Origin of the sequence: Brevibacillus panacihumi (genome assembly GCF_003710985.1) — a bacterium.
Lineage (GTDB): Bacteria > Bacillota > Bacilli > Brevibacillales > Brevibacillaceae > Brevibacillus > Brevibacillus panacihumi.
In genome coordinates, this window is the sequence record NZ_RHHT01000009.1 from 1 (window position 1) to 19,890 (window position 19,890).

The window sequence follows — 19,890 nt, forward strand, 5'->3', positions numbered from 1 at the left end:
TTCTTACTTGCCAAAAACACAGGATCTCTATCCGTTTCATGATTCCAAATTTCTACCAATGCACCCTCTTCAACTGCTCCACTAGACACTTTTATATAGTCCATCATTCCCCCTAGACCATGTACTGTAATTTTAGAGGGATCTGGGTCTGCTGGAGGTGTTATGTCATTGATTGGTTGGCTATTCTCGTCTTATACCTCTCTATCCCGGTATTTATAACGAGCCTACACCGTGCGGGCGACTTTCATCGCACACGGCGTCCCATCAGTGAATAGGTGGAATCAAATCCAAATAGGACAGCATGATTCATTTCATGCAGCTCTACCTGGTCGTTCTTCCCTCGAAGGGATGAAACCCTTCTTTTCCACTGACTGGGTTCCTTCGCTCCGGCCAGTTTTCCCCTCCCTGCCTGTGTTACCACTACAGGTTCAAACGGCAAGCCATCATCACTACTACGAACCCGCCGCCATCTTACCGGTCTCACTGGTGCTACCCCACCTCTTCCGGCAAGACTTCAAACGTTCCGCCTGGTCTATCCCTTGTTTTGCTGACCTTAGATCTCCACTATACAATACGTGAAAAACAGGTTTAACAGCCTGAATTGTTCCTGTTTCGGCTATGCAATCTCAAGCACATCGACTGTTACCAAACCCCTAGCGCTTTACCTGGAAACAGCTAACTCGTATTGGGTCAACATGGATTCGTCGCCTGACCATAGCCAGCTTTTAAGGAGCCCCGCCTTGCTTCATGCAAGTACGACTTCACCTGACTTCACTGGAATCATCGGGTTAGATTGATTTCTGTGCAGGAGGATCAGGCACGTGAGATATAGGCTGTTCTCACGGATTGGAGTTGCGCCAATCAATTTGACAAGGCAGTTAGAGAAAAGCCCTCATAGATGAAGACTGTTGTCTACATCATGAGGGACTTTTCACCACTTCTTTCACTCAGATGAGTTTATGAAGTAACGTTTCGTGATTTTATTAAAGGGCAGCAATTGCATCCTTTACAGCTTTGAGAGCTGTAGTGTCAATATCAAACGTATTTCCTTCACCTGCTGTTGCACCCTTAGCTTTAGCAGCGTCAACCTTTGCTTCTGCAGCGGCAACAGCAGCTTCAGCATCAGCTTTTTCTACTTCCCCTGCAGATTCATCTGCACCTTCTTTTATTTTTGAAGGTTCAGGAAGATCAGCGATTGCTTCATTTGCCGCTTCGATAGCAGCTGCTTTTTCCGCTTCTGCAGCTGCATCATCAAACCCTGTTAGCGTAACATTCAAGAGGTCTGTAAATAGGACTGTTTCAGGAGCAAATTTATCTCCATCTCCATCCATATCTACAGTTACGGAAGAAATGGAAAGACTTACATCTCCATCAGCTTTTAATGTAGCCGCAGAAGCTTTTACTCCAGTTAAAACTTTTGTGTTATCAGACAGGAATTCAAAATCTTTAATTACAGCTTTAGTAGAGTCTGCCCCTGTAAAGGTAACATTAAATACTTTTGCTGCATTTACAGCTTCAAGAAGATTTTGACCATCAGCAGCTTTAATTTCGAGTTTATTTTTTGTCAGCTCAACTTTAGGTGCTTCAGTTGTGTCTGTTACTGTAAAAGTTTTTGTCAATACTGGGTAAGCTTTTGAAGCATCTGGTCCAACATTTACCGAAAGAGTATATGTTTTACCTGCTGCGTATAGAGCATCCCCATCATCGTTTACAGCTTTTGAGTCGACAATAACCTTGCCATCGGCCACACCTTCACCTTTTTCTACAACTTTACCAGCTGCATCTTTTACAGTGAAGTTAATGTCTTCTGTGATTTGCTGTGCTTTACCACCGTTTGCATCAACGCCATAAACAACAACTGTCATTTTCTCAGGGAGTTTTTTAGAGTCTGTTGCGTCTCCGTTTTTATCCAGCTGTTCTTTAAATCCGTCAGCAGTAAAGTTCTCAACTGCACCAGCTTTTTCTACATGAACGGTCAGAGTTGCTTTAATTTGAGTGTCTTTTACAGCCAATTCAATAACAGCTGTTCCTTCTTTTCCTGCAACAGGAGTTACAGTGAAATTAATGCTGTTAACACCATTTACAGATTTAGTGTACACGTCTCCATTTTTAGTACCATCCAAAGTAACGAGGTCTTTACCAGATTTCACAGTTGCTGTTACATCACCAGTTACATTGATCGCGTCTTGGAATTGGTCTTTAAACTTGAGTGTTACAGCTTTTGAAGTTCCCAAAGAAGAAGAGACTGTTACTTCATTTGCTTCCAAAGAGATTTCCTTAAAGGTAGCTTCAGATCCTACTGTAATTTCTACAGTTTTTGTGAAGTATACTTGATTGTCTTTTACTACACTAATTTTTACTGGAACAGTTCCAGCTTTCAATGCAGTCACTTGTCCGGATGCTCTGTCTACCAATGCAATTGTTTTGTCAAGAGATTCATATTGAACAGTACTACCGGTCAAATCACTTGCTGCTTTAGCTTTACCAAATTGATCTTTGAATTGCAGTTGGAAGGTAAGAGCTGTACCACCCTTTTTCACTAATGTGTTCTGTTTGTACTCTTTATCTGTCCAATCAGGAGCAGTCGTAGCAAGAGTCCAATTGAGAACCTCTACTGCTTTACGGTTTTCACCTTTAACAGTGATTCTGTCGCTTTTTACAATGCTTCCGTCAGCTTTAGTATACTTCACGAATACAAAAGCAGTTGCTTTATCAGCTAAAGTAATGTTACCAGAATTAACATTAACAGAAGACTCAAATTCAACATCTGCTTTCACATCTTCAGTGATTTCGAGACCGTTTTCGTCAAATGCCTTGAAAGCAATTGCTGTTGCCTCACCAGCAGGTACAGTTTGAAGAGTCTCTACTTGAATGGATGCAACTTCACCTTTAACAAAATCAAAGTCTTTAGAAGCTGATTTTTCTCCAACTTTTACAGTTGCAGTATAGGTTCCCTTGGTGAGTGGCTCATAAAATTCTACAGTAGCGGATTTTTTATCTTCACTCAAAGTAACTGCTTTGATGTATTGCTTATCTGCTGTTACTTTGTTTACCACTGTAACATTCTCTTTTGCGATGGCTTCAACAGCATTAGCAAAGGAAACTTTTACACTGCTACTGTTAATAGCACTTACGCTTTCAACAACCAAGTCGCCAACAGGAGTTCCTGGCTCGAGGTCTTTATCAGTTGCAGGGTTATAAGGCTCTGCAGTTGGATCTTCAACGTTAGTGTAAACATTGCCGTTGAAAGTAGCTACAGTAGCTGGCTTCATGATAGCTGCGAGCTCTTCAGCAGTATTTGCATCCAGTGCTTCCACGAATGGAGCTGCATTTGCATCCGCATCTACAAATACTGTATCTCCGAGTTCACTGATGATAGCGTCCAAAGCGTCATCAAAATGATCACCGAGGAACGCATCGATGCTGTAGTACTTGTCAACATCTCCACCTACATAGAAACCAGGTTGTGGTTTTGCCATAGCAGCGGAAGCCATGCTAGCTACTACTGCGGTCGAGAGAACAGAAAGGACCAGCTTTTTATTCACGTACTACCCCTCCAGATTGAAAAATAGGAATTTTTTTTATGAGAAACACTCATGATGTATGTACTTTAGGTGAGTGTGTTCCTCCGTACTGTATCTTGTTTCTAAGAAAGTGCTCGATTGAATGAGAGCAGAGGGGTAAACCCTCTGCCCCTTATCAATCGTAACAATTCTCTAATATCCAGTTGATAGGAAATTAGTCTTCGAGTTTAATCGTTACTTCGTACTCTTTAGACTCTTTACCTACAGTTACTGTGATAACAGCTTCAGTTACATCAGCTTTACCCAAGATGCCTTCTACAGTGAATTTACCTTTGTCATCTGCAGTAACAGTTTTGGATTGTTTACCAATTGTAACTTCTACTTCTGCACCTTTAACTGCAGTACCAGTTACGGAGAACTCTTTCATCAGACCGCCCAGTTTATCAACACCGGACCATGCCAAGGATTCAACATCCAATTCTGGTTCTACTGGATCTGGTCCTGGATTTCCACCGTTACCATCTTTGTCATATTTAGCTTGAGCCAAGAAGTCTTCAGTATCGAAATCTTCTTTCTCAACTTGTTTCTTGCTGTTGATGAAGAGTACATAGTCGTAACGGGTTTTAACGTCTTCTGTGCTGAACAGAACGATGTAGTCGCCCTCTTCTACTTTGTCACCTGGTTCGATGTCATAAGCATTGAAGTAAACAGTGTTGGAGCGGACAGTATAGGTTCTTTCACCAAGCTTCTTGCCATCTTCGTCTCTTGCTACATAAGTGATTTTGTTGCCATCGATTTTGGTTGCGATAGCAGTGCTGATGTCGTAGATTTCAGCATCGCTGTAATCATCTTCATCCAGCAATTTCAGGGACTCGATGTCGTCAGCAGCGTCAACTACTTCAACAACTTCGTCAACAACTACTTCATCGCTGCCGTTCAGGCTGAATGCGATAAAGTCACCGGATTTGATGCCTTTGTCAGTCAGTTCGCTGGATTTGTCATCGAGGGTGTATTCAACTTCTTTAACCTCTTTGTCAACAGCAGTTACCACTTTCATGGTGTATTTGCCACTTTCACGGCCATACTCCACGATTTGACCATATTTCATATCGCTGCTAGCAGATTTACCTTCAATTACGAAGATAGCGTCTACTTCCAGTTCGTCTTCGTTCAGAGTGTACAGAACGGAAGTGTTTTTCTGGTCAGCGATTTTGCTGAATTTCGCAATACCTGGTTTTTTCAGGGTTTTGCGGTTTTTACCTTCAATTTCGCTAGTCAGGTCGAAGATTGCAGTATCGCTGGTAACTTCGTAACCTTTACCATTGTGTCTCAGCATATCTTCGTCTTCGTCAGCAGCATCCAACCAAGCTGTTCCAGAGGACTTATACAGTTTGGTAGGCAGAACTTTTACTTTGTCAGCTTCACCTTTAGCATCCAAGGTTACTTCCAACAGAAGTGGGTTTTCTTTATCTGGTGTGAAGTCAGCTTGAACATCATCTTCTGGGTATTGTTTGCCATCAGTACCTTTGATGTCTTTTGGATCGATGGTGATGTCAATTTTCTTACCAGTTTCGGAAACTACTTGGAAGTTGAAGTCTCCACCGCTGTACAGAGCTTGTTTTGTAACAGTTGCTTTGAAGCGACGATCTGTGATGGCATCAGCAGTTTCGATGTGACGAATACGGCCGGATGCATCCAGGTACAGTTTTACTTCTTCGCCATCAAGATCTTTGATGGTGTCTTGGTTTTTCTCAGTGATATCTTCGATGTCTTTGTTTCCGTTGTCAGAGTAAGTGGAGTGGCCCAGACGGAAACGGTATGTTTTGCCGTCAACTACCAGACGGTTGTCAGTAGCACTCTTCATAGTGATTTTGCTTACTTTACCCTCTACAACGTTGCGAGTAGCGAACACGAGCAATTTGTCTTCGTCGCCGTTTGCATAGTAGACGTTGTATACGTCGTTAGCTTGCAACTCAGACAGCTTAGCTGGTTTGTTGTTCAGGAATACGAGGAAATCTTCGCCTTCTTCCAGGTCTTCCAGATCGCCGAATGTTTTGTCATCCAGGTTGTAAATTTTCTTCTTGTCTGCATCGATTTTCTCGATCATTTTGGATCCGTATTTTACTTCTTTTACGGATTTGTTCATGGATTGGTCATCAATTACATGGATGTAACTGATTTCGTTTTTGTTGTTCAAGACAAGTTTAGCGGAGAAAGCGAAGCCTTTGTTGTCGCTAATGATGTCTTGCAACGCATCCAGAGCATCGTAAGGGTGGAAGTTGTAAGTAACTTTTACATCTTCACTGAATTTGTATGTTTTGCCGGAGCCATCCAGTTCCAATTTCAGCTTCTTGATGTCGCTGTCTTTGGACAGTTTGCTTCCGTCGTCTTTCATGGCAGTTCCGTCGAGGTAGAATTCGCCAAGGCGATCCATGATGACATCTTCATCTGCGGAACCTTCCATCCAAACGATTGTGCTTGGAGCATCATCTTTGATCCAAACTTGTACGTGTTGGCCATCGAACTCGTTAGGGTTGATGCCGTCAGCTACTTTGTAAGTAGTGTTGCTTCCCAGACCAGCTGCTTTACCGGAAAGTTGAACTTCGTTGGCTTTCAGAGTGCCCAGACCAACTACAGGAACGTTGGATACGAATGGCAGATCTTCGCCATCCAGTTTCTCATCGTTCACCCAGTCCATATCGCGAACGGTTACTTTCAGGTATTTAGTCAGAAGAGTTTCTTTGGAGTATTCGAAACGGATGTCAGTACCGAATTCGATTTGATCCAACAGTTTTACGCGGAGTGCGTTGTCCAGCATTTTGAAAACTTCGCCACGAGTTGCGGCATTGTTTGGAGCTGCGATGTTTTTCGCAATGTTCAGCTCGGAAGCTTTTGCGATGAAGTTGTTTGGCCAGAAGTCGCCTCTAACCGCTGGCTCATAACCCAGAGCGCGAACGATCATAGTAACTGCTTCTGCATAAGTAACTTGGTTTTGCGGTTTGAAGGATTTGTCTGGGAAACCTTTAACGATGTCTTGACCAGACGCTACGTTTACGAAACCGGAGAACCAGTCAGTAGTGCGAACGTCAGTGAAAGTGGATTGGAATTGAGCCAGTTTCGCACCTTGCTCCAGTCCGCGAGCGCGAACGATCAGAGTAGCGAACTCAGCACGAGTGATGGTTTTGTCTACGCCGTAATCGCCGTTTCCATAACCAGCAACCAGTCCAAGTGCTTCCAAACGTTTTACCGTTTTTTCCATGTTAGCATCCATTGCTGGAGCTTGAGTTGCTTCTTCAGCGAAAGCCATAGGAGCAACTGTAAGTGCTAGAGCACTAGCCAGTACACTGTTAACAACCTTTTTCATAACCTTGTGTTCTCCTCCTCTAGTATAAACAAATTGTTCTTGGGGAATATTCGTTGTTAATCTATCTTTCTTTTTAAAGCCCGAATCCTGCAAGCGCGTGTCACCTCCTTCCGCAGGACAGCATCGCTTTTTCCGTGTTAAAATTCTCTAGTATATACAGTATTGTGTAAAATGCAACAATCACTAGTGTAACACAGTAGCTAGAATTCGTGAATCTTTTTTACACAATTCCCCGTGTTTCGTGTGACATCCTATTAAACGCCTCAGCTCAGCAAAAGTTGCGGCGCCTTTGAAAAAAAGTTTAAAACTTTTTTGGTGGTCGTATTCACTTGGATTATGTACGAGTGACATCCGCCACAAATCGTATTATAGGTTACGTGCGGCAGTCTGTCACTCCTCAACCTTTTTCCAATTGTGATCAAATTTTTGTAGGGATTCCCTTAGTTGCCCAAAGCTGTCTGGAAGTTGACTACCGCCAGATTGTAAGTACGGATTGCGCGTTGGTATTGGTTCTCGCGATCGGACAGCTCTTCTTCTGCCTGAATCACTTCCAGGGTCGTCGCAAGCCCGTTTTCAAAGCGCAGGTTGGTCAGGCGGTAGCTTTCCGCTGCCGCTTCCTGGGCCTTCTTCTGGAATTCGATAGCCTGGTACGCAGCTTTCAGGTTGTAGTAGGCCTGGGCTACTTCCTTGGAGATCTCGCGCTCTTTTTGTTCAATCGCCAGCTTCGCCGTTTCTACATTATTTTTGGCAATACGGCCTTGATAAGTAGCCATAACGGAGTATTTCTCAATAAGCTCCACGTTCAGTTCTGCCAGTTTCAGCTCTTCTTTTACCTGTGTCATCTCCACGCGTTTTTGCAATGCCTCGGCTTCTGCCTGTTGCAGTGTTTGCGTAACCGGAGCAGTTTGTTTGTGGGAGACGATGATGTTCCACTTTTTGTCCAGATCCACGCCGAGGAAATCATTCAAATCCATGCGCTCGATCTCAAGATTGTTCTGTGCCGTCGTCAAGGCAGCCTGTGCACCGGCCAAGCCCATCTCCGCCTGGAGTACATCCGTTTTCGCCTTGGTTCCAACTTCAAAAGCCGCTTTCGCTACCTTCAATTGAGCCTCGGCACGAGCCAGGCTTTGCTTTTTCAGGTTGTAGTCGTCTTGTGCATAGAGCAAATCATAGTAGGCTTGTTGTGCGCCCAGCTTGATTTTGCTCTCTGTGGCCTTCAGGTTCAATGCATTGAGCTTGCGGTTCATCTCAATGGTTGCATTGTTTACGTATTTCGCTTTGGCTGCATCCAGAGTACCAATCATTTCATCCGGCATTTGGGCTGGTGTTTTGTATGCCAGCATGGAGTTAAGATCTGCATTTTTTACGTTCAGACGCGCTGACTCCAGCTGGGCATTGCTTTCAAGCGCTTGTTCAATCGCTTTTTCCAGCGTCAGATTCTCCAACCCAACAGTCGCTGCTGGTTTGGTCGTAGTGTTGGTTTGTTCTGCAGTAGTTGTTGCCTTGCTTTCGGCCGTAACTTCCTTCGCTGCAGCTTTTGGCTCTTCTGCATTAGCAGGTTTGGCCGTATCGGCTGATTGCTCGGCTTGTGTCGATGTCTCAGTCGCTTTGGCGCCGTCTGTGCCCGTATTCGCGTAGGCGGTCAAGGAACCGACACCGAGTACAGTAGTCAAGACTGCTGCCATACTGATCTTCTGCCACTTCTTAGACGAGTATGGAAAGTTCATCATGTACACTCCTTCTGATCAAAATATTACAGTTTGTCCCACGAACAATATAACACAAGAAAATGTTTCGTACACGAAAAATGAATCCATTGCCACTATTTGCACATGGGCCCTTTTTCTTTCATTTTCGCATACTCTCCTTCGTAATACTAATACGATTTTGTGTCAAAAACATTTCAGGAATCGCGAACTTTCTTTTTGCATGCTATCCTTTTCTAGAGGTGAAAGAAGATGCTGCATCAGTACAAGACAGTAGCAGGCTACGGAGAAGATGACATTATAATAGAACGTTCTCGATTTATCGGGTATGCCCAGAGGGTGACGACAGAAGAAGAAGCATCGGCTTTCATCGCGATGATCAAGAAAAAGCACTGGGATGCAACCCACAACTGCTCGGCGTTCGTCATTGGTGAGAACGATCAGATCCAGCGTTCCAGCGACGATGGCGAACCGAGCGGAACCGCAGGAAAGCCGATTCTGGAATGCATCAAGAAAAATGGCGTGAAGGATACAGTCGTAGTCGTGACCCGTTATTTTGGCGGCATCAAGCTGGGGGCCGGGGGATTGGTCCGCGCCTATACAGCAGGGACCGTCACAGCGCTCAAAGCGGCACGCATCGTCGTCCATACCTTGCATCAAAAGATCTCTGTGCAAGTCGATTACACCTGGTGGGGCAAAGTTGAAAATGAACTGCGTCTCGGGGAGCATCGGGTAATCGGGACGGATTTTACCGATAAAGTAACCGCCCACGTGCTGATTCCCGAGGGTGAACAGGATGCTTTCGTAGCAGGAATGATCGATTTGACGAACGGTCAGGCGCAGGTCGACTTGGGTGAAAAGGAGTATGTCGAAGTGCCCGTCGATGCGGTAGGAGACGAAGAATAGATTTACTTGCTGCACCTACTTTCTTCGCTTACGATATTCATATAAAAGCCGTACATAAAAGGAGGCTTCTATATGGGGCATTCAACGGGTGATGAAAATAGCTTATCAGGCCAAGTTCTGTCCCGCCTGGACGATTTGTTTGGACACATGGTAAAGCAGTTCGAACAAAACGAACAGCGATTTCAACGGATAGACCAATGGTTTGAACGGATCGAGCAGCGTTTTGAACAGATTGACCAACGGTTTGAACGGATCGAGCAGCGTTTTGAACAGATTGACCAACGATTTGAACGGATCGAGCAGCGATTTGAACAGATTGACCAACGGTTTGAATGGATCGAGCAGCGTTTTGAACAGATTGACCAACGGTTTGACCGAATCGAACAGCGATTAGATCGCATTGAGCAGCGTCTTGATGAACATGACAAGCGTTTTGAACAGTTGGAACAGCGCATGGAACGCCAAGAAACCCTTACACGCCACGTGGAGGACATGTGTGCGGAACTATTTCAGGCTATTACCAATACAAACGAGCGGCTGGATAAGCTCTATGAGGAAGTCCGTGAGATGCGGGAGGAACAGAGCGGGAAGAGAAAACATCTTGCATTCATAGAGACAAAAGTCTGGGAGCATGAAAGGGAAATCTATCTGCTGCGTGAACAAGTGGACAAGTACGGAAAAGAAAAGAGCTGAAGCGGTTATCGTCGCTTCAGCTCTTTTGATTTGTTTTTTTACTTCGGCAATTTTTTCAGTTGAGTCATGATCCGAATCGTGATGATCGCCATCTCTGCACGGGTCAAATCCCCTTTTGGATTGAAGCGATAGGTTGGCTTTTTAGCCGATGGATCATTGACTTCCCCATTCATGATTTTGGCTTTGGTTACTGCCAGTACGGATGGAGCAGCATAGTAGCCGGTTTGTTGTCCGTCTGTAAAGGACTTGCCCAGAGCCAGCATGGCTGCATCTGCATTGCCCAGCTTCAGATTGAGCGCACGCGCAATCATGATTGTCGCTTCTTCACGTGTCAGTGGATCATCCGGGAAGAAGCCGCGTGTGCTCTTTCCGCGCACAATCCCTGCACGAGCTGCCGTTTCAATATACTTGTACTCGTAATTCCAATCGTCAAAATCCGGATGGACGTCATTGAAAGAAGGTTCGGTCGGGTTTCTTTCGCTGTTGCCGCTATATGGCCCGGCATTGATTGGCAGATCCAGCGCTTTTACGAGCATCGTTGCGAACTCGCCGCGAGTGATTTTCAACTCGGTACCGAAACCGCTTCCTGGTGCATCATTCATGATTCCTTTGGCGTACAAGGTCTCAATCGCGTCACGCGCAAATGGATGGTTGATTACATCAGAGAAGGTTTCGCGCGTTTTCATGACCATGTAATAGCCGAAGCCTTTAAATGGAACAGTGACCGTCTTTTTGGATGTGTTCACGACACCGCCAAGATTGATCCACTCATCACCGTTATTGTAGAAAACGGTGAGGATATTGTTCGCTGCATTGACAATGGAAGGATCATACTTGATCGAAACCGTTCCGACTTTGCTCGGTACGAGGTTGTATCTCCAACGCTCGATAAACGGCTCCATCTTTACGTTGTTTACCGTGCCGTCAAAGTATGGGTCGCGGCCCCCTGGTGCTCGGTCTTCGTCTTCGTCCAAGCTGCCATGTTTGGCATTCCCGGCGTCTACAAAGTAGAGCGGGCTTGCATAGTTGAAATCAGAGGAGATGCGAAGCAAATCTTCCATTTCCCGTTTCAGACCGTGGTCATCAATGCCGACTTGACCATTCGTACGATCCGCGATCCCGAAATAGATCGGAACGTTGGTGAAAATATCAGTCTGAGGGGCATTTACTTCCGAACCTGCCTTATTGCTTTGTGGTGCCAGCAGGACGGTGCCAGACGGGAATTTCAGTTCAAATGCTTTTTCAAATACACTGAAAGAAAGCTTTTTGCCAAACACATCCCGGCTCTCAGCGCCACCTACTGCAGAGTTCAGGTTGAAGATTTTGATCTCGTCGTTGTAGCTGTTGCTGCCGAACTGAACCGTGAATTTGATCGTGTTCAATCCTGGCTTCAGCGTTACATTGGATTCAAACACATAGTATGTCTGTGGTATCAGCTTGCCTGTTTCCGAATCATACTCGTAATCCGGGAAATCGGTATTATAGGCAACTGCCTCTGTTTTCCCAAACATTACTTTCGTTGCTTTTTCTGCAAAGATCTTCACCGGAACAGAGTTGCTGTTCACCGTAATATACTGTGCATTATCCAGCTTGGTAGGAGAGATTACCGTCCAAGCCTGGGCATCCTGCGTAATGCTGATGTTGTGACGAGTAGCGATGGAGCCTTGAATAATCTCGATTTGATAATTCGTTGTGCCGCCTTTTGCCAGAGTCAGCGGGAACAATTTCAATCTGTTCTCCAGTTCTTCCCCTGTAAGGCCCATGTCGTCACTGAGTTCCTCCACCAGTTCTTCTCCATATTCGTCCGTGTCCATTTCAGCTGTGAACGTGAACTTGTTGCGAATATTATTTCCTTTAGAGAAGGTTGTGGAGTCGAAAATGGCACCCAGATCACGGGTATTTCCTTTGATGGCTGCGTCGCGTGTTTTATTGTACGCCGCATCATTAACGAAATCCCAGTTCCCCGAAGTATCCTTCAGCTTGTACCTCGCGATGACATTGCCGTCCTTCGTAATAGTAGCAATGGCACCTGGTTCTACATTGGTCGCTTTCCAGGAGAATTCACTCAGGAAGAAAGCGGAAGTCCGATAGGCTGCATCGGAAGATTTTTTCGCCAGTTCTGTCTGGCCTTTGCCCTGCACGACTTTAAGCGTGACATCTTCAATCTTCGGTGTCTTCTCTGTGTTGTAGATGATGTTGTAGTTGAATTTTACGCTCGGGTCGTCTTTGAGTGTAAAGACGAGCGCGTTGTTACCTTGATTGAGATTCCATTCACCGTTTTTGGTAAATTTGCCTTTTTCGATTTCGAATGGCACTACGTTGTCATTAGGATTCGAGTCTGTGATCCGGTATGCACTCGGAATTTCTACACCATTCAACGTTACCGTCATGTTGGTGTTCGTTAATTTGTAGTTGTAGATTTGGGCTTTAAATTTGTCCCCGTCCATCACCAGTCGGGATACATTGGGATCGGTAATTTCCAAAGAGCTGTCAATTACTTTGGATTCATTCGATACCGTATAGTACAACAGAAGCGATGGAACGACTTGAGGCTTCAGTTTGAAAGAGATTTCCTGATCGTCATATTTTACTTTTACCGTCGTCTCATTCGCTGGCAGCTTGACAAATTCGATGGTTACTGAATCTGTTCCCTTTGTCAGCAAGTAATCGGTTCCGGCTGATTTTTCCTGGTTGTTGTAAAACACTTTGAAATTGCCTGTTGTAGGCATATTATAAGCTTCAATCTTCACCTTGGCTGGCAGAACATTGACGATATTCACGCTGCCGTCCGTTCTCACCGGAATTTGCACCTGTGGATCCGGATCGGAGATATTCGTTACATTTCCAAACCTTGCTCCATCACTTGTTTTAAAAATAAAGCGATAGCTGTGGTTCGCAACGATGACGTCATTGACGATGTTGGACAGATTGCTGGAATCTCGTCTTTGCGTCTTGTAGCTAATTTGCATTTCGTACAAATTGTCTTTCTTCAAATCTGCGTAGTTCACTTTCGCACTTACGTCATACAGCTTGTACTCCGAGGAGAGGCCTGTATCCGTAACCGGATCAAATTCAACGTCGTTGTCTTGATCAATCGTAACAATATCAGACGGGTTTGTCAGGTTATTGATCTTGAAGACAAACGATCTCGCCGCTTTTACTTCGATTGTTGCTGCTTCGCTTTCATTCCCTGCATTATCTGTTGCCGTGAGAGACAGAATATCTCCAACAGATGCAGACGAAATTCCTATAGAAAAGCTACCGGCGCCATCTGCCACTCCGCTTCCCAGGACGACAGAACCTCTTTTCACTTTAATCGTGGAAAATGCTTCTGCCCCGCTTCCTTGAACGACATTGTCCATCGTGGTGATCTGACTTGGAACACCCGTTGGCTTATTCGGAGGGGTCGTATCAAGTGCATATCCTACAAGAACGTTCTCTGCACTGCTTGCGTTACCAGCAGCATCTGTAGCCGTAACAGTTAATACCGTGTTTGCTGTTTGAGTTGGGAATGTCACACTAAATTTCCCGTCATCCCCTGTTGTTGCTGTTCGTACGGTTGCTCCGCTGGTAACTGTAATCGTTGTACCCGCTTCTGCTAGCCCCGTAATTTTTGAAGTATTCGTATATACGCGATCTGTCACTGGTTGATCTGGAGCTACTGTATCAGGTGCTGTCGCATCAGCCGGATCGATAATCGTGACTGCTTTTGCAGGGCTTTCATTCCCGGCAGAATCAACAGCAACTACAGTCAAGGTAGTCCCTACTGCTTCAGGAGACGGCAGAGTTACGGTAAAAGTACCACTTCCTACATACGCGCTTCCAAGTTCAGTTGACCCTCTTCTCACGTATACGGTAGAGCCAATTTCCGCTGTTCCTGTAAGGGCCGTTTGTTGATTCGAAACCGGCTCATTTACATCCGGAGCATTAGGAGGAATCCCATCAATGACAGTTACCCCTGTTCCGGTACTGGTATTTCCTGCTGCGTCTTTGGCAAATACGGTTAGCGATGAGGCACTTGGTTGTCCCACAACCGTAACCTCAAATTCCCCGTTCGCGTCAGCCTTTGCATTTCCTTGAATCGTTAGAGTGCCCGATGCATTTTTTACAATAATCGTAGAATCGGCTTCCGCCGTCCCTGTTATTTTTGTTACCGTAGGTGGCGTAGTAGGCGGATCTGGTTGTAAAGTAACGGCTTTAAGATTAACTGGTGCATCAGGCGCCGTCGTATCCTTTGCACCGCTAGAGTCGAGAATGGTAGCGCCAGATTGCAATTTGATCAAAAGTTCACCAGTGATCGTAATGCTGCTTCCGGCCTTTTGAATTAATTCTGTGCTTGCAGGAGGGATCTGTGTGATGTCTGTACCGCCCATCTTCACACTGTAAAACTGGTCTGATCCTCCCTCAGCATTGCTTCTGGGGATTACCAAAACACTTCTGTTTACCAATGCCACTTCTTTATTGCTGCTGTATGCGTGGATGTCAATCTGGTTCAAACCAATTTGGGTTTCCAGCTCAACAGAGAAGTTGCCCGCACTGCGGATCGAGTCCGTGAACGTTCTCCCTGTTGTGTTGTTTTTGACTACGACCGTATCCGCATTTTGTGCTTTCCCGGACAGGCGAAGTGTCGTATTGCGGGACGTGTTTACTTCTACAATGGTCGGATCCGATTCCATGAACACAGAGTCCAGTCTCAAGTCAGAAAACATGGGTGTATTGTTGTACTGGACGTAGATTTTGGAGAGATCCGTATTGGAGTCGCCATTCTTAAAAGAAAACGAAATCACGTTCACTCCCGGAATCAGCGCGATATTCCGAAAGGTAAATGTGCGTGTTGCCGGGTCGATGGACGGCTTGATACTGCTCGTATCGGACGGTTGCGATCCGCTTAACGAGGATACCTGATAACGAAGGTCATCCCCGACAACGTTCAGTGGATATGTACCTGAGATGTCGATGGAGGATGAGTAATGAATATGGGGGTTGCTGGCCGACGTATTGTTGCTGATGCCGATAAACTGGAGTCCCCCTGCAGCTTGAGCAACACCCGCACCAAACGGCAGCAGTGTTGTGAACACCATCAGGAAAGCAAGTACTGCCGAAATCCAGGTTTTACTACCAAGCAAGTTTCTAGCCACTCGTTTCACCTCTTCTTTGCAATCTTTTAAACATAGTCTCGTCTTTCCTTTATCGGTATATTTTGACGAAAACTTAAGAGCAAACTATCTGAAAGAACGGTCGAAAAAAGGAAAAAACCCTCGAACAGGACGTGATCTTGTCACAATCTGTTCAAGGGTTGTCTGAAAATAACACTATTTTACGAATGGCTTCGCCGCTCCGACATCTTTACTTTCAACCGACGGTAAATATTGATCAACGGACGATGTCTGCGGCTGACCAGACCGACGATTTCCGTCCCCAGGTGGATCGCGATCAACAGCGCGACCATGACGATGAGCGTTGTCCATTTCGTCGTCTTCGTCAAGAGGATCGCCATCGTTCCAAAGAAGAGGCTGATTGTATAGATCACCAGTACGGTGGAGCGATGGGATAGACCCATGTTCAACAGGCAGTGGTGCAGATGGCCTTTGTCCGGACTGGAGATCGGCTTTTTGTTTACGATTCGCCGTACGATGGCGAAGAAGGTATCCCAGAGCGGAACTCCCAGCACCACGATCGGGATAATGAAGGAAACGAACAGCGCTTCCTTAAAGCCCATGATGGATAATGCCGCCAGGTTGAAGCCTAAAAACAGGGAACCCGTATCGCCCATAAACAGGCGAGCCGGATGAAAATTAAAGTACAGAAATCCGAGGATCGCGCCAAGCAGAACGCAGCAGTAAATCGCGACGTTGTACTCGTCCATCAGCAAGGCCACGATCGCCATGGTAGCTGTCGCAATTGCCGAGACCCCTGCCGACAAGCCATCCAGCCCATCGATCAGGTTGACCGCATTGGTCACACCGACGATCCAGAACATCGTGATCGGGACAGCCAGCCACAAAAGCCAGCCGCTGCCAAAATCCAGACTGCCGGAATACGGCAGATTAACCACGCCGATCTTTAATCCAAAGGGGACGACGACGATGACCGTCGCCAGAAGCTGACCGAGCAGCTTCCATTTTGGGGAAAGCTGATATTTGTCATCGAGCATCCCGACCAGCATGACGATCGTGCTGCCGATAAAAATTCCCAGCATCTCCGTTTTCTCCGCGAACGGAACGAACAGGAAGAAGGCAACCATATAACCGAGGTATATGGCCAATCCACCCATGCGCGGCATGATCCGTGTGTGGACCTTGCGCTGGTTGGGCGCATCCACAGCTCCTACTTTTACAGCCAGTTTTTTCACATAAGGTGTAGCTATAAATGCAATGATCAGCGAAGTCAAAAATCCGAAGATTGATGTAGACATCGGCTGTCTCCTCTCTACGGGTGCTCTATGAGCGGTTTCTCCACTTTTCCCTGAAGACGGTCCAAACAAATCTCGGTATCGCCAGCTGCCGTTTCCAACGAGATGGCGTTGCCATTAGTCTGTACAACCATTCCAGATTCAACTTTTGCCAAAAAAGGGGGGCACGTTTTACTTTTCCTGAAATCACATCGAAGGTGCCGCCCACACCCATCATCAGCGAAGCGTTCAACTGATCGCGATACCGGGCGAGCCATTCATCTTGTCTGGGTGAACCCATCGCGACAAAAAGCAGCTCCGGCTTCTTGCTTGCGATCTCCCGGACGATTTGTTCTTCTTCGTCTTGCCGAAAATAACCGTCTCTATACCCGACAATGCGCGCCTGCGGATAGCGGTTGGACAGTTTTTCCGCTGCCAGCCTGATTACTTCCGGAGTCGCACCCAACAAATACACATTCCACTGTTTTTTATGAGCCTCGGCCATCAGGGCTTCCACAAGCTCCACCCCGGTGACACGTTCATAGATCGGCTGATTCGTCCATTTTGCGGCGTAGACAATCCCAATCCCATCTGGCACCACATAGGCTTGGTCTACTATCGATCGAAAGGCTGAGTGGCCTTTCGCAAGCATCACAATTTCCGGATTGGCGGTCACTACATGTGTCTGTTCTCCGCTGTCAATCCGTTGTGTCAGGTGAGCTACGGTTTCGTCAAAGCCGCGAGTCGTAAACGATACGCCGAGAATATTTGCAACCGGACTGGTCAATGATTTCACCTTCAGTACATTAGACGGTCAACGAATCAAGAATGTTCCCAGATGCCATTCTAACTGAAAAGAAAAGCACATTCAAGATAGATCAAGAATGTGCCTGGTCAGCACCAGCAGTCAGTGCAAACATCAGATCGCCTTCTGCAACCACTTTGTCGTTTACTAGCGCACGACCGTGTCCTTTGCCAATCGTGCCGCGTACGCGTGTCAATTCCACTTCGAGGATCAACGTATCGCCCGGCTTTACCTGATCCTTGAAACGGAATCCGTCAATGCCGGCGAATAGGCCGATTTTTCCTTGATGTTCCTCCATGCTCAGCATCGCTACAGCCCCTACCTGTGCCAATGCTTCGACGATCAGCACGCCGGGCATTACCGGATACCCTGGAAAATGTCCCTGGAAAAACGGCTCATTGATTGTAACATTTTTCAATCCGACAGCTCGTTTGCCCAAATCCAGCTCAACAATCTTGTCCACCAGCAAAAACGGGTACCGATGCGGAATAATAGCCTGAATCTGTACGCTATCCAAAGGTGCTTTGATTTCCATGAACACCGCTCCATTTCCATACTTATCTAGACTTGTCCATGCATGAAGAACATGCCGCTGACTGAAACTATTTTCAACCACCCGCCTCCGAAGTTGGGGAGTCCGGGGTTGAGATAAAAGGAGCACTTCCTTCCCTTCCTGAGGAAGTGCTCTTTTTCCAACTGATCAATCAGGTTTGTTCAATAATCGAAACTTCCCCAGGTAGATCGCGCTTGCTAAAAAAGAGAACGCAATGACCGACCATAAAATGGCTTCACTGTAAGGGTAGCGGTACATCACCAAGGGGATGACCAGATACAGCAATACAGTGGTCAGCTTTCCGTAGGCATTGGCTGGCACCGTCTTTTTCCCTCTGAAATGGTAGACAGCAGCCACGCCGATCATCGCCACATCCCGGGCAAAGAAAAACAGCGTCGCCCATACGCTGATCCGCTCCGTGAGAAAAAACGAGGCAATGACAGCCAGCATCATCAATTTATCCGCCAGAGGGTCCATCATGACCCCAAACGTGGTCACGAGCTTGTGCTTCCTCGCGATATACCCATCCGCGATATCTGTCAGGCCTGCTACCAACAGTATTCCCAGTGCAATCTCCAGGTGGTAGGGCAGTCCCGAAAAAAACACGTAGAGGTACAAAGGGATGAGAACGATGCGAAAGATCGTAAGCGCATTAGGAAGATTCACGGATATCCCTCCGTATCAGAAAAACTGCACTTCCTTTTTCAACCACTCGATCCATTATACTCTGCGGACAATCTGAACAACAAGTCCACAAGAAAAATCGCAGGGCCCAAACCAATGGTCCGGGCCGCTTAAAATACATCCTCTACTGCGTATCTGAAAAAAGCAGATCGTACATATGCTTGTAGGTCCCTAAGTCGAAAACCTCTGCGGCTGGCTTGTCCCCAAGCGAACCGTATCCAATCATTAAACCGATGACCAGAGAGAAAAAGAGCAGGATCGGGACCAACAAGACTTTGGCCAACGTCAAAGGCAAGCTCTTGCCGCTCCTGACACGTTCTTTTTGAGTAACCTCTTGGGTATCTCGCGGGAACCGCTGTCCCTTTCCTTGGTTCATTGTCGTATCCTCCATCTGCTGAGCGGAATTATCTGGTCCGTATCGATGTCGCAATGCTCATCATCTGATCACTGATGCCGATAGCCCGTGAGTTGAGCTGATAGGCACGCTGAATGTTGATTAACTGCGTCATTTCCTCTTGCATATTTACGTTGGAAGCCTCTAATGCTCCTTGACGGACTGAAGCAAGATTATCAGTCCAAGCAGATTCGTAAATCTCCTCGAGAGCAAGAGGTGCCCCAGGATCGATATTCACATTCTCTCCGATGGAAAAAAGATTATCTCCGACTTGCTTCAGCATATCCGGATTATGTACTTTCCAGACCCCGACTCTTTCAAATGTGGGTTCTCCATTAACAGTCAAAAATCCATCATCCGAGACAACGAGCTCTCTTACTTCATCTGTAGGGAGAACGATGGGTGTATCCGATTCATTCAGCAACACATGACCGTTGGATCCCACCAGTACAAATCCGCCAAAATACGCGCTCTCTTCCAAGTGGAAAGAACCATTGCGCGTAAAGCGGAATTCCTCTACGCGAGCACCATTTGCGTCTAACTCTTGCGAACCTAATCTGAAGTATCCTTCGCCTTGAATCATCAAGTCAGTCGGAACATCAGTCTGTTTCATGCTGCCTTGTCCCATATCCAGCTTGGTCATCCCAAGCCTAGCTCCGCTGCCAATGCGCAAACCGACTGGTGAGTTGCGGTTCTCCCGATCAGTAGCGGGCTGTTCGGTCATCGAATCAACGAGCAGTTCGGAAAACGAAGCTACTCGACGCTTGTATCCAACCGTATCCATATTCGACATGTTGTTTGCGGAATTGTCCAGAGCCAATTGGATGCCACGCAGAGCTGAAGAAGAAATGTTAAGCGACTGCATCTTCG

At 46.3% G+C, this 19,890-nt stretch carries 13 protein-coding genes; 2 read left to right on the forward strand and 11 right to left on the reverse strand.

Annotation, left to right across the window (positions count from 1 at the left end; genetic code table 11):
* Nucleotides 1–244: 244 nt before the first annotated feature.
* The 4 genes from EDM58_RS25500 to EDM58_RS06010 all read right to left on the reverse strand — a co-directional run bounded on the left by EDM58_RS25500 (nucleotide 245) and on the right by EDM58_RS06010 (nucleotide 8,618).
* Nucleotides 245–484: a hypothetical protein gene (locus EDM58_RS25500; RefSeq protein WP_148039307.1), complete on the reverse strand. Its 240-nt coding sequence runs from the start codon at nucleotides 482–484 to the stop codon at nucleotides 245–247.
* Nucleotides 485–983: 499 nt separating this feature from the next.
* Nucleotides 984–3,545 carry a hypothetical protein gene (locus EDM58_RS06000; RefSeq protein ID WP_122912553.1) on the reverse strand — a complete coding sequence of 854 codons (2,562 nt, stop codon included), beginning with the start codon at nucleotides 3,543–3,545 and terminating at the stop codon, nucleotides 984–986.
* A gap of 193 nt (nucleotides 3,546–3,738) precedes the next feature.
* On the reverse strand, nucleotides 3,739–6,981 hold the full coding sequence (locus EDM58_RS06005) for an S-layer homology domain-containing protein (RefSeq protein ID WP_246000551.1): 3,243 nt from the start codon (nucleotides 6,979–6,981) through the stop codon (nucleotides 3,739–3,741).
* A gap of 347 nt (nucleotides 6,982–7,328) precedes the next feature.
* Nucleotides 7,329–8,618, reverse strand: coding sequence for a TolC family protein (locus EDM58_RS06010; RefSeq protein WP_246000552.1), 1,290 nt, complete (start codon nucleotides 8,616–8,618; stop codon nucleotides 7,329–7,331).
* 228 nt (nucleotides 8,619–8,846) lie between these two features.
* Between EDM58_RS06010 and EDM58_RS06015 the strand changes: the two genes are divergently transcribed.
* A complete protein-coding gene (locus tag EDM58_RS06015) occupies nucleotides 8,847–9,500 on the forward strand; it encodes a YigZ family protein (RefSeq protein ID WP_122912556.1) in 654 nt (217 codons plus the stop codon).
* A gap of 72 nt (nucleotides 9,501–9,572) precedes the next feature.
* Nucleotides 9,573–10,193, forward strand: a complete 621-nt coding sequence (locus tag EDM58_RS06020) for a hypothetical protein (RefSeq protein ID WP_122912557.1) — start codon at nucleotides 9,573–9,575, stop codon at nucleotides 10,191–10,193.
* 38 nt (nucleotides 10,194–10,231) lie between these two features.
* Here the strand turns inward: EDM58_RS06020 and EDM58_RS06025 are convergent, their stop codons facing one another.
* From EDM58_RS06025 to EDM58_RS06055, 7 genes are all read right to left on the reverse strand, one after another.
* The gene (locus tag EDM58_RS06025) at nucleotides 10,232–15,331 is read right to left on the reverse strand and encodes an Ig-like domain-containing protein (RefSeq protein ID WP_122912558.1); all 5,100 of its coding nucleotides are present in this window, start codon (nucleotides 15,329–15,331) and stop codon (nucleotides 10,232–10,234) included.
* Nucleotides 15,332–15,510: 179 nt separating this feature from the next.
* A complete protein-coding gene (locus EDM58_RS06030) occupies nucleotides 15,511–16,608 on the reverse strand; it encodes a glycosyltransferase family 4 protein (protein ID WP_122912559.1) in 1,098 nt (365 codons plus the stop codon).
* Between the two features lie 25 nt (nucleotides 16,609–16,633).
* Nucleotides 16,634–17,371, reverse strand: a complete 738-nt coding sequence (locus EDM58_RS06035; RefSeq protein WP_122912560.1) for a WecB/TagA/CpsF family glycosyltransferase — start codon at nucleotides 17,369–17,371, stop codon at nucleotides 16,634–16,636.
* Nucleotides 17,372–17,462: 91 nt separating this feature from the next.
* Nucleotides 17,463–17,924: a 3-hydroxyacyl-ACP dehydratase FabZ gene (gene fabZ / locus EDM58_RS06040; protein ID WP_023555228.1), complete on the reverse strand. Its 462-nt coding sequence runs from the start codon at nucleotides 17,922–17,924 to the stop codon at nucleotides 17,463–17,465.
* Nucleotides 17,925–18,089: 165 nt separating this feature from the next.
* Nucleotides 18,090–18,614, reverse strand: a complete 525-nt coding sequence (locus tag EDM58_RS06045) for a CDP-alcohol phosphatidyltransferase family protein (protein ID WP_035316410.1) — start codon at nucleotides 18,612–18,614, stop codon at nucleotides 18,090–18,092.
* Between the two features lie 136 nt (nucleotides 18,615–18,750).
* Nucleotides 18,751–19,002: a DNA-directed RNA polymerase subunit beta gene (locus tag EDM58_RS06050; RefSeq protein WP_023555226.1), complete on the reverse strand. Its 252-nt coding sequence runs from the start codon at nucleotides 19,000–19,002 to the stop codon at nucleotides 18,751–18,753.
* Between the two features lie 28 nt (nucleotides 19,003–19,030).
* Nucleotides 19,031–19,885: a flagellar hook-basal body protein gene (locus EDM58_RS06055; protein WP_122912561.1), complete on the reverse strand. Its 855-nt coding sequence runs from the start codon at nucleotides 19,883–19,885 to the stop codon at nucleotides 19,031–19,033.
* Nucleotides 19,886–19,890: the final 5 nt, after the last annotated feature.

Bases quoted from the DNA above. Each gene is read 5' to 3' on its own strand.
- EDM58_RS06010 (WP_246000552.1), bottom strand. From the start codon at position 8,618: ATGATGAACTTTCCATACTCGTCTAAGAAGTGGCAGAAGATCAGTATG.
- EDM58_RS06015 (WP_122912556.1), top strand. From the start codon at position 8,847: ATGCTGCATCAGTACAAGACAGTAGCAGGCTACGGAGAAGATGACATT.
- EDM58_RS06020 (WP_122912557.1), top strand. From the start codon at position 9,573: ATGGGGCATTCAACGGGTGATGAAAATAGCTTATCAGGCCAAGTTCTG.
- EDM58_RS06030 (WP_122912559.1), bottom strand. From the start codon at position 16,608: ATGTCTACATCAATCTTCGGATTTTTGACTTCGCTGATCATTGCATTT.
- fabZ (WP_023555228.1), bottom strand. From the start codon at position 17,924: ATGGAAATCAAAGCACCTTTGGATAGCGTACAGATTCAGGCTATTATT.
- EDM58_RS06050 (WP_023555226.1), bottom strand. From the start codon at position 19,002: ATGAACCAAGGAAAGGGACAGCGGTTCCCGCGAGATACCCAAGAGGTT.
- EDM58_RS06055 (WP_122912561.1), bottom strand. From the start codon at position 19,885: ATGCAGTCGCTTAACATTTCTTCTTCAGCTCTGCGTGGCATCCAATTG.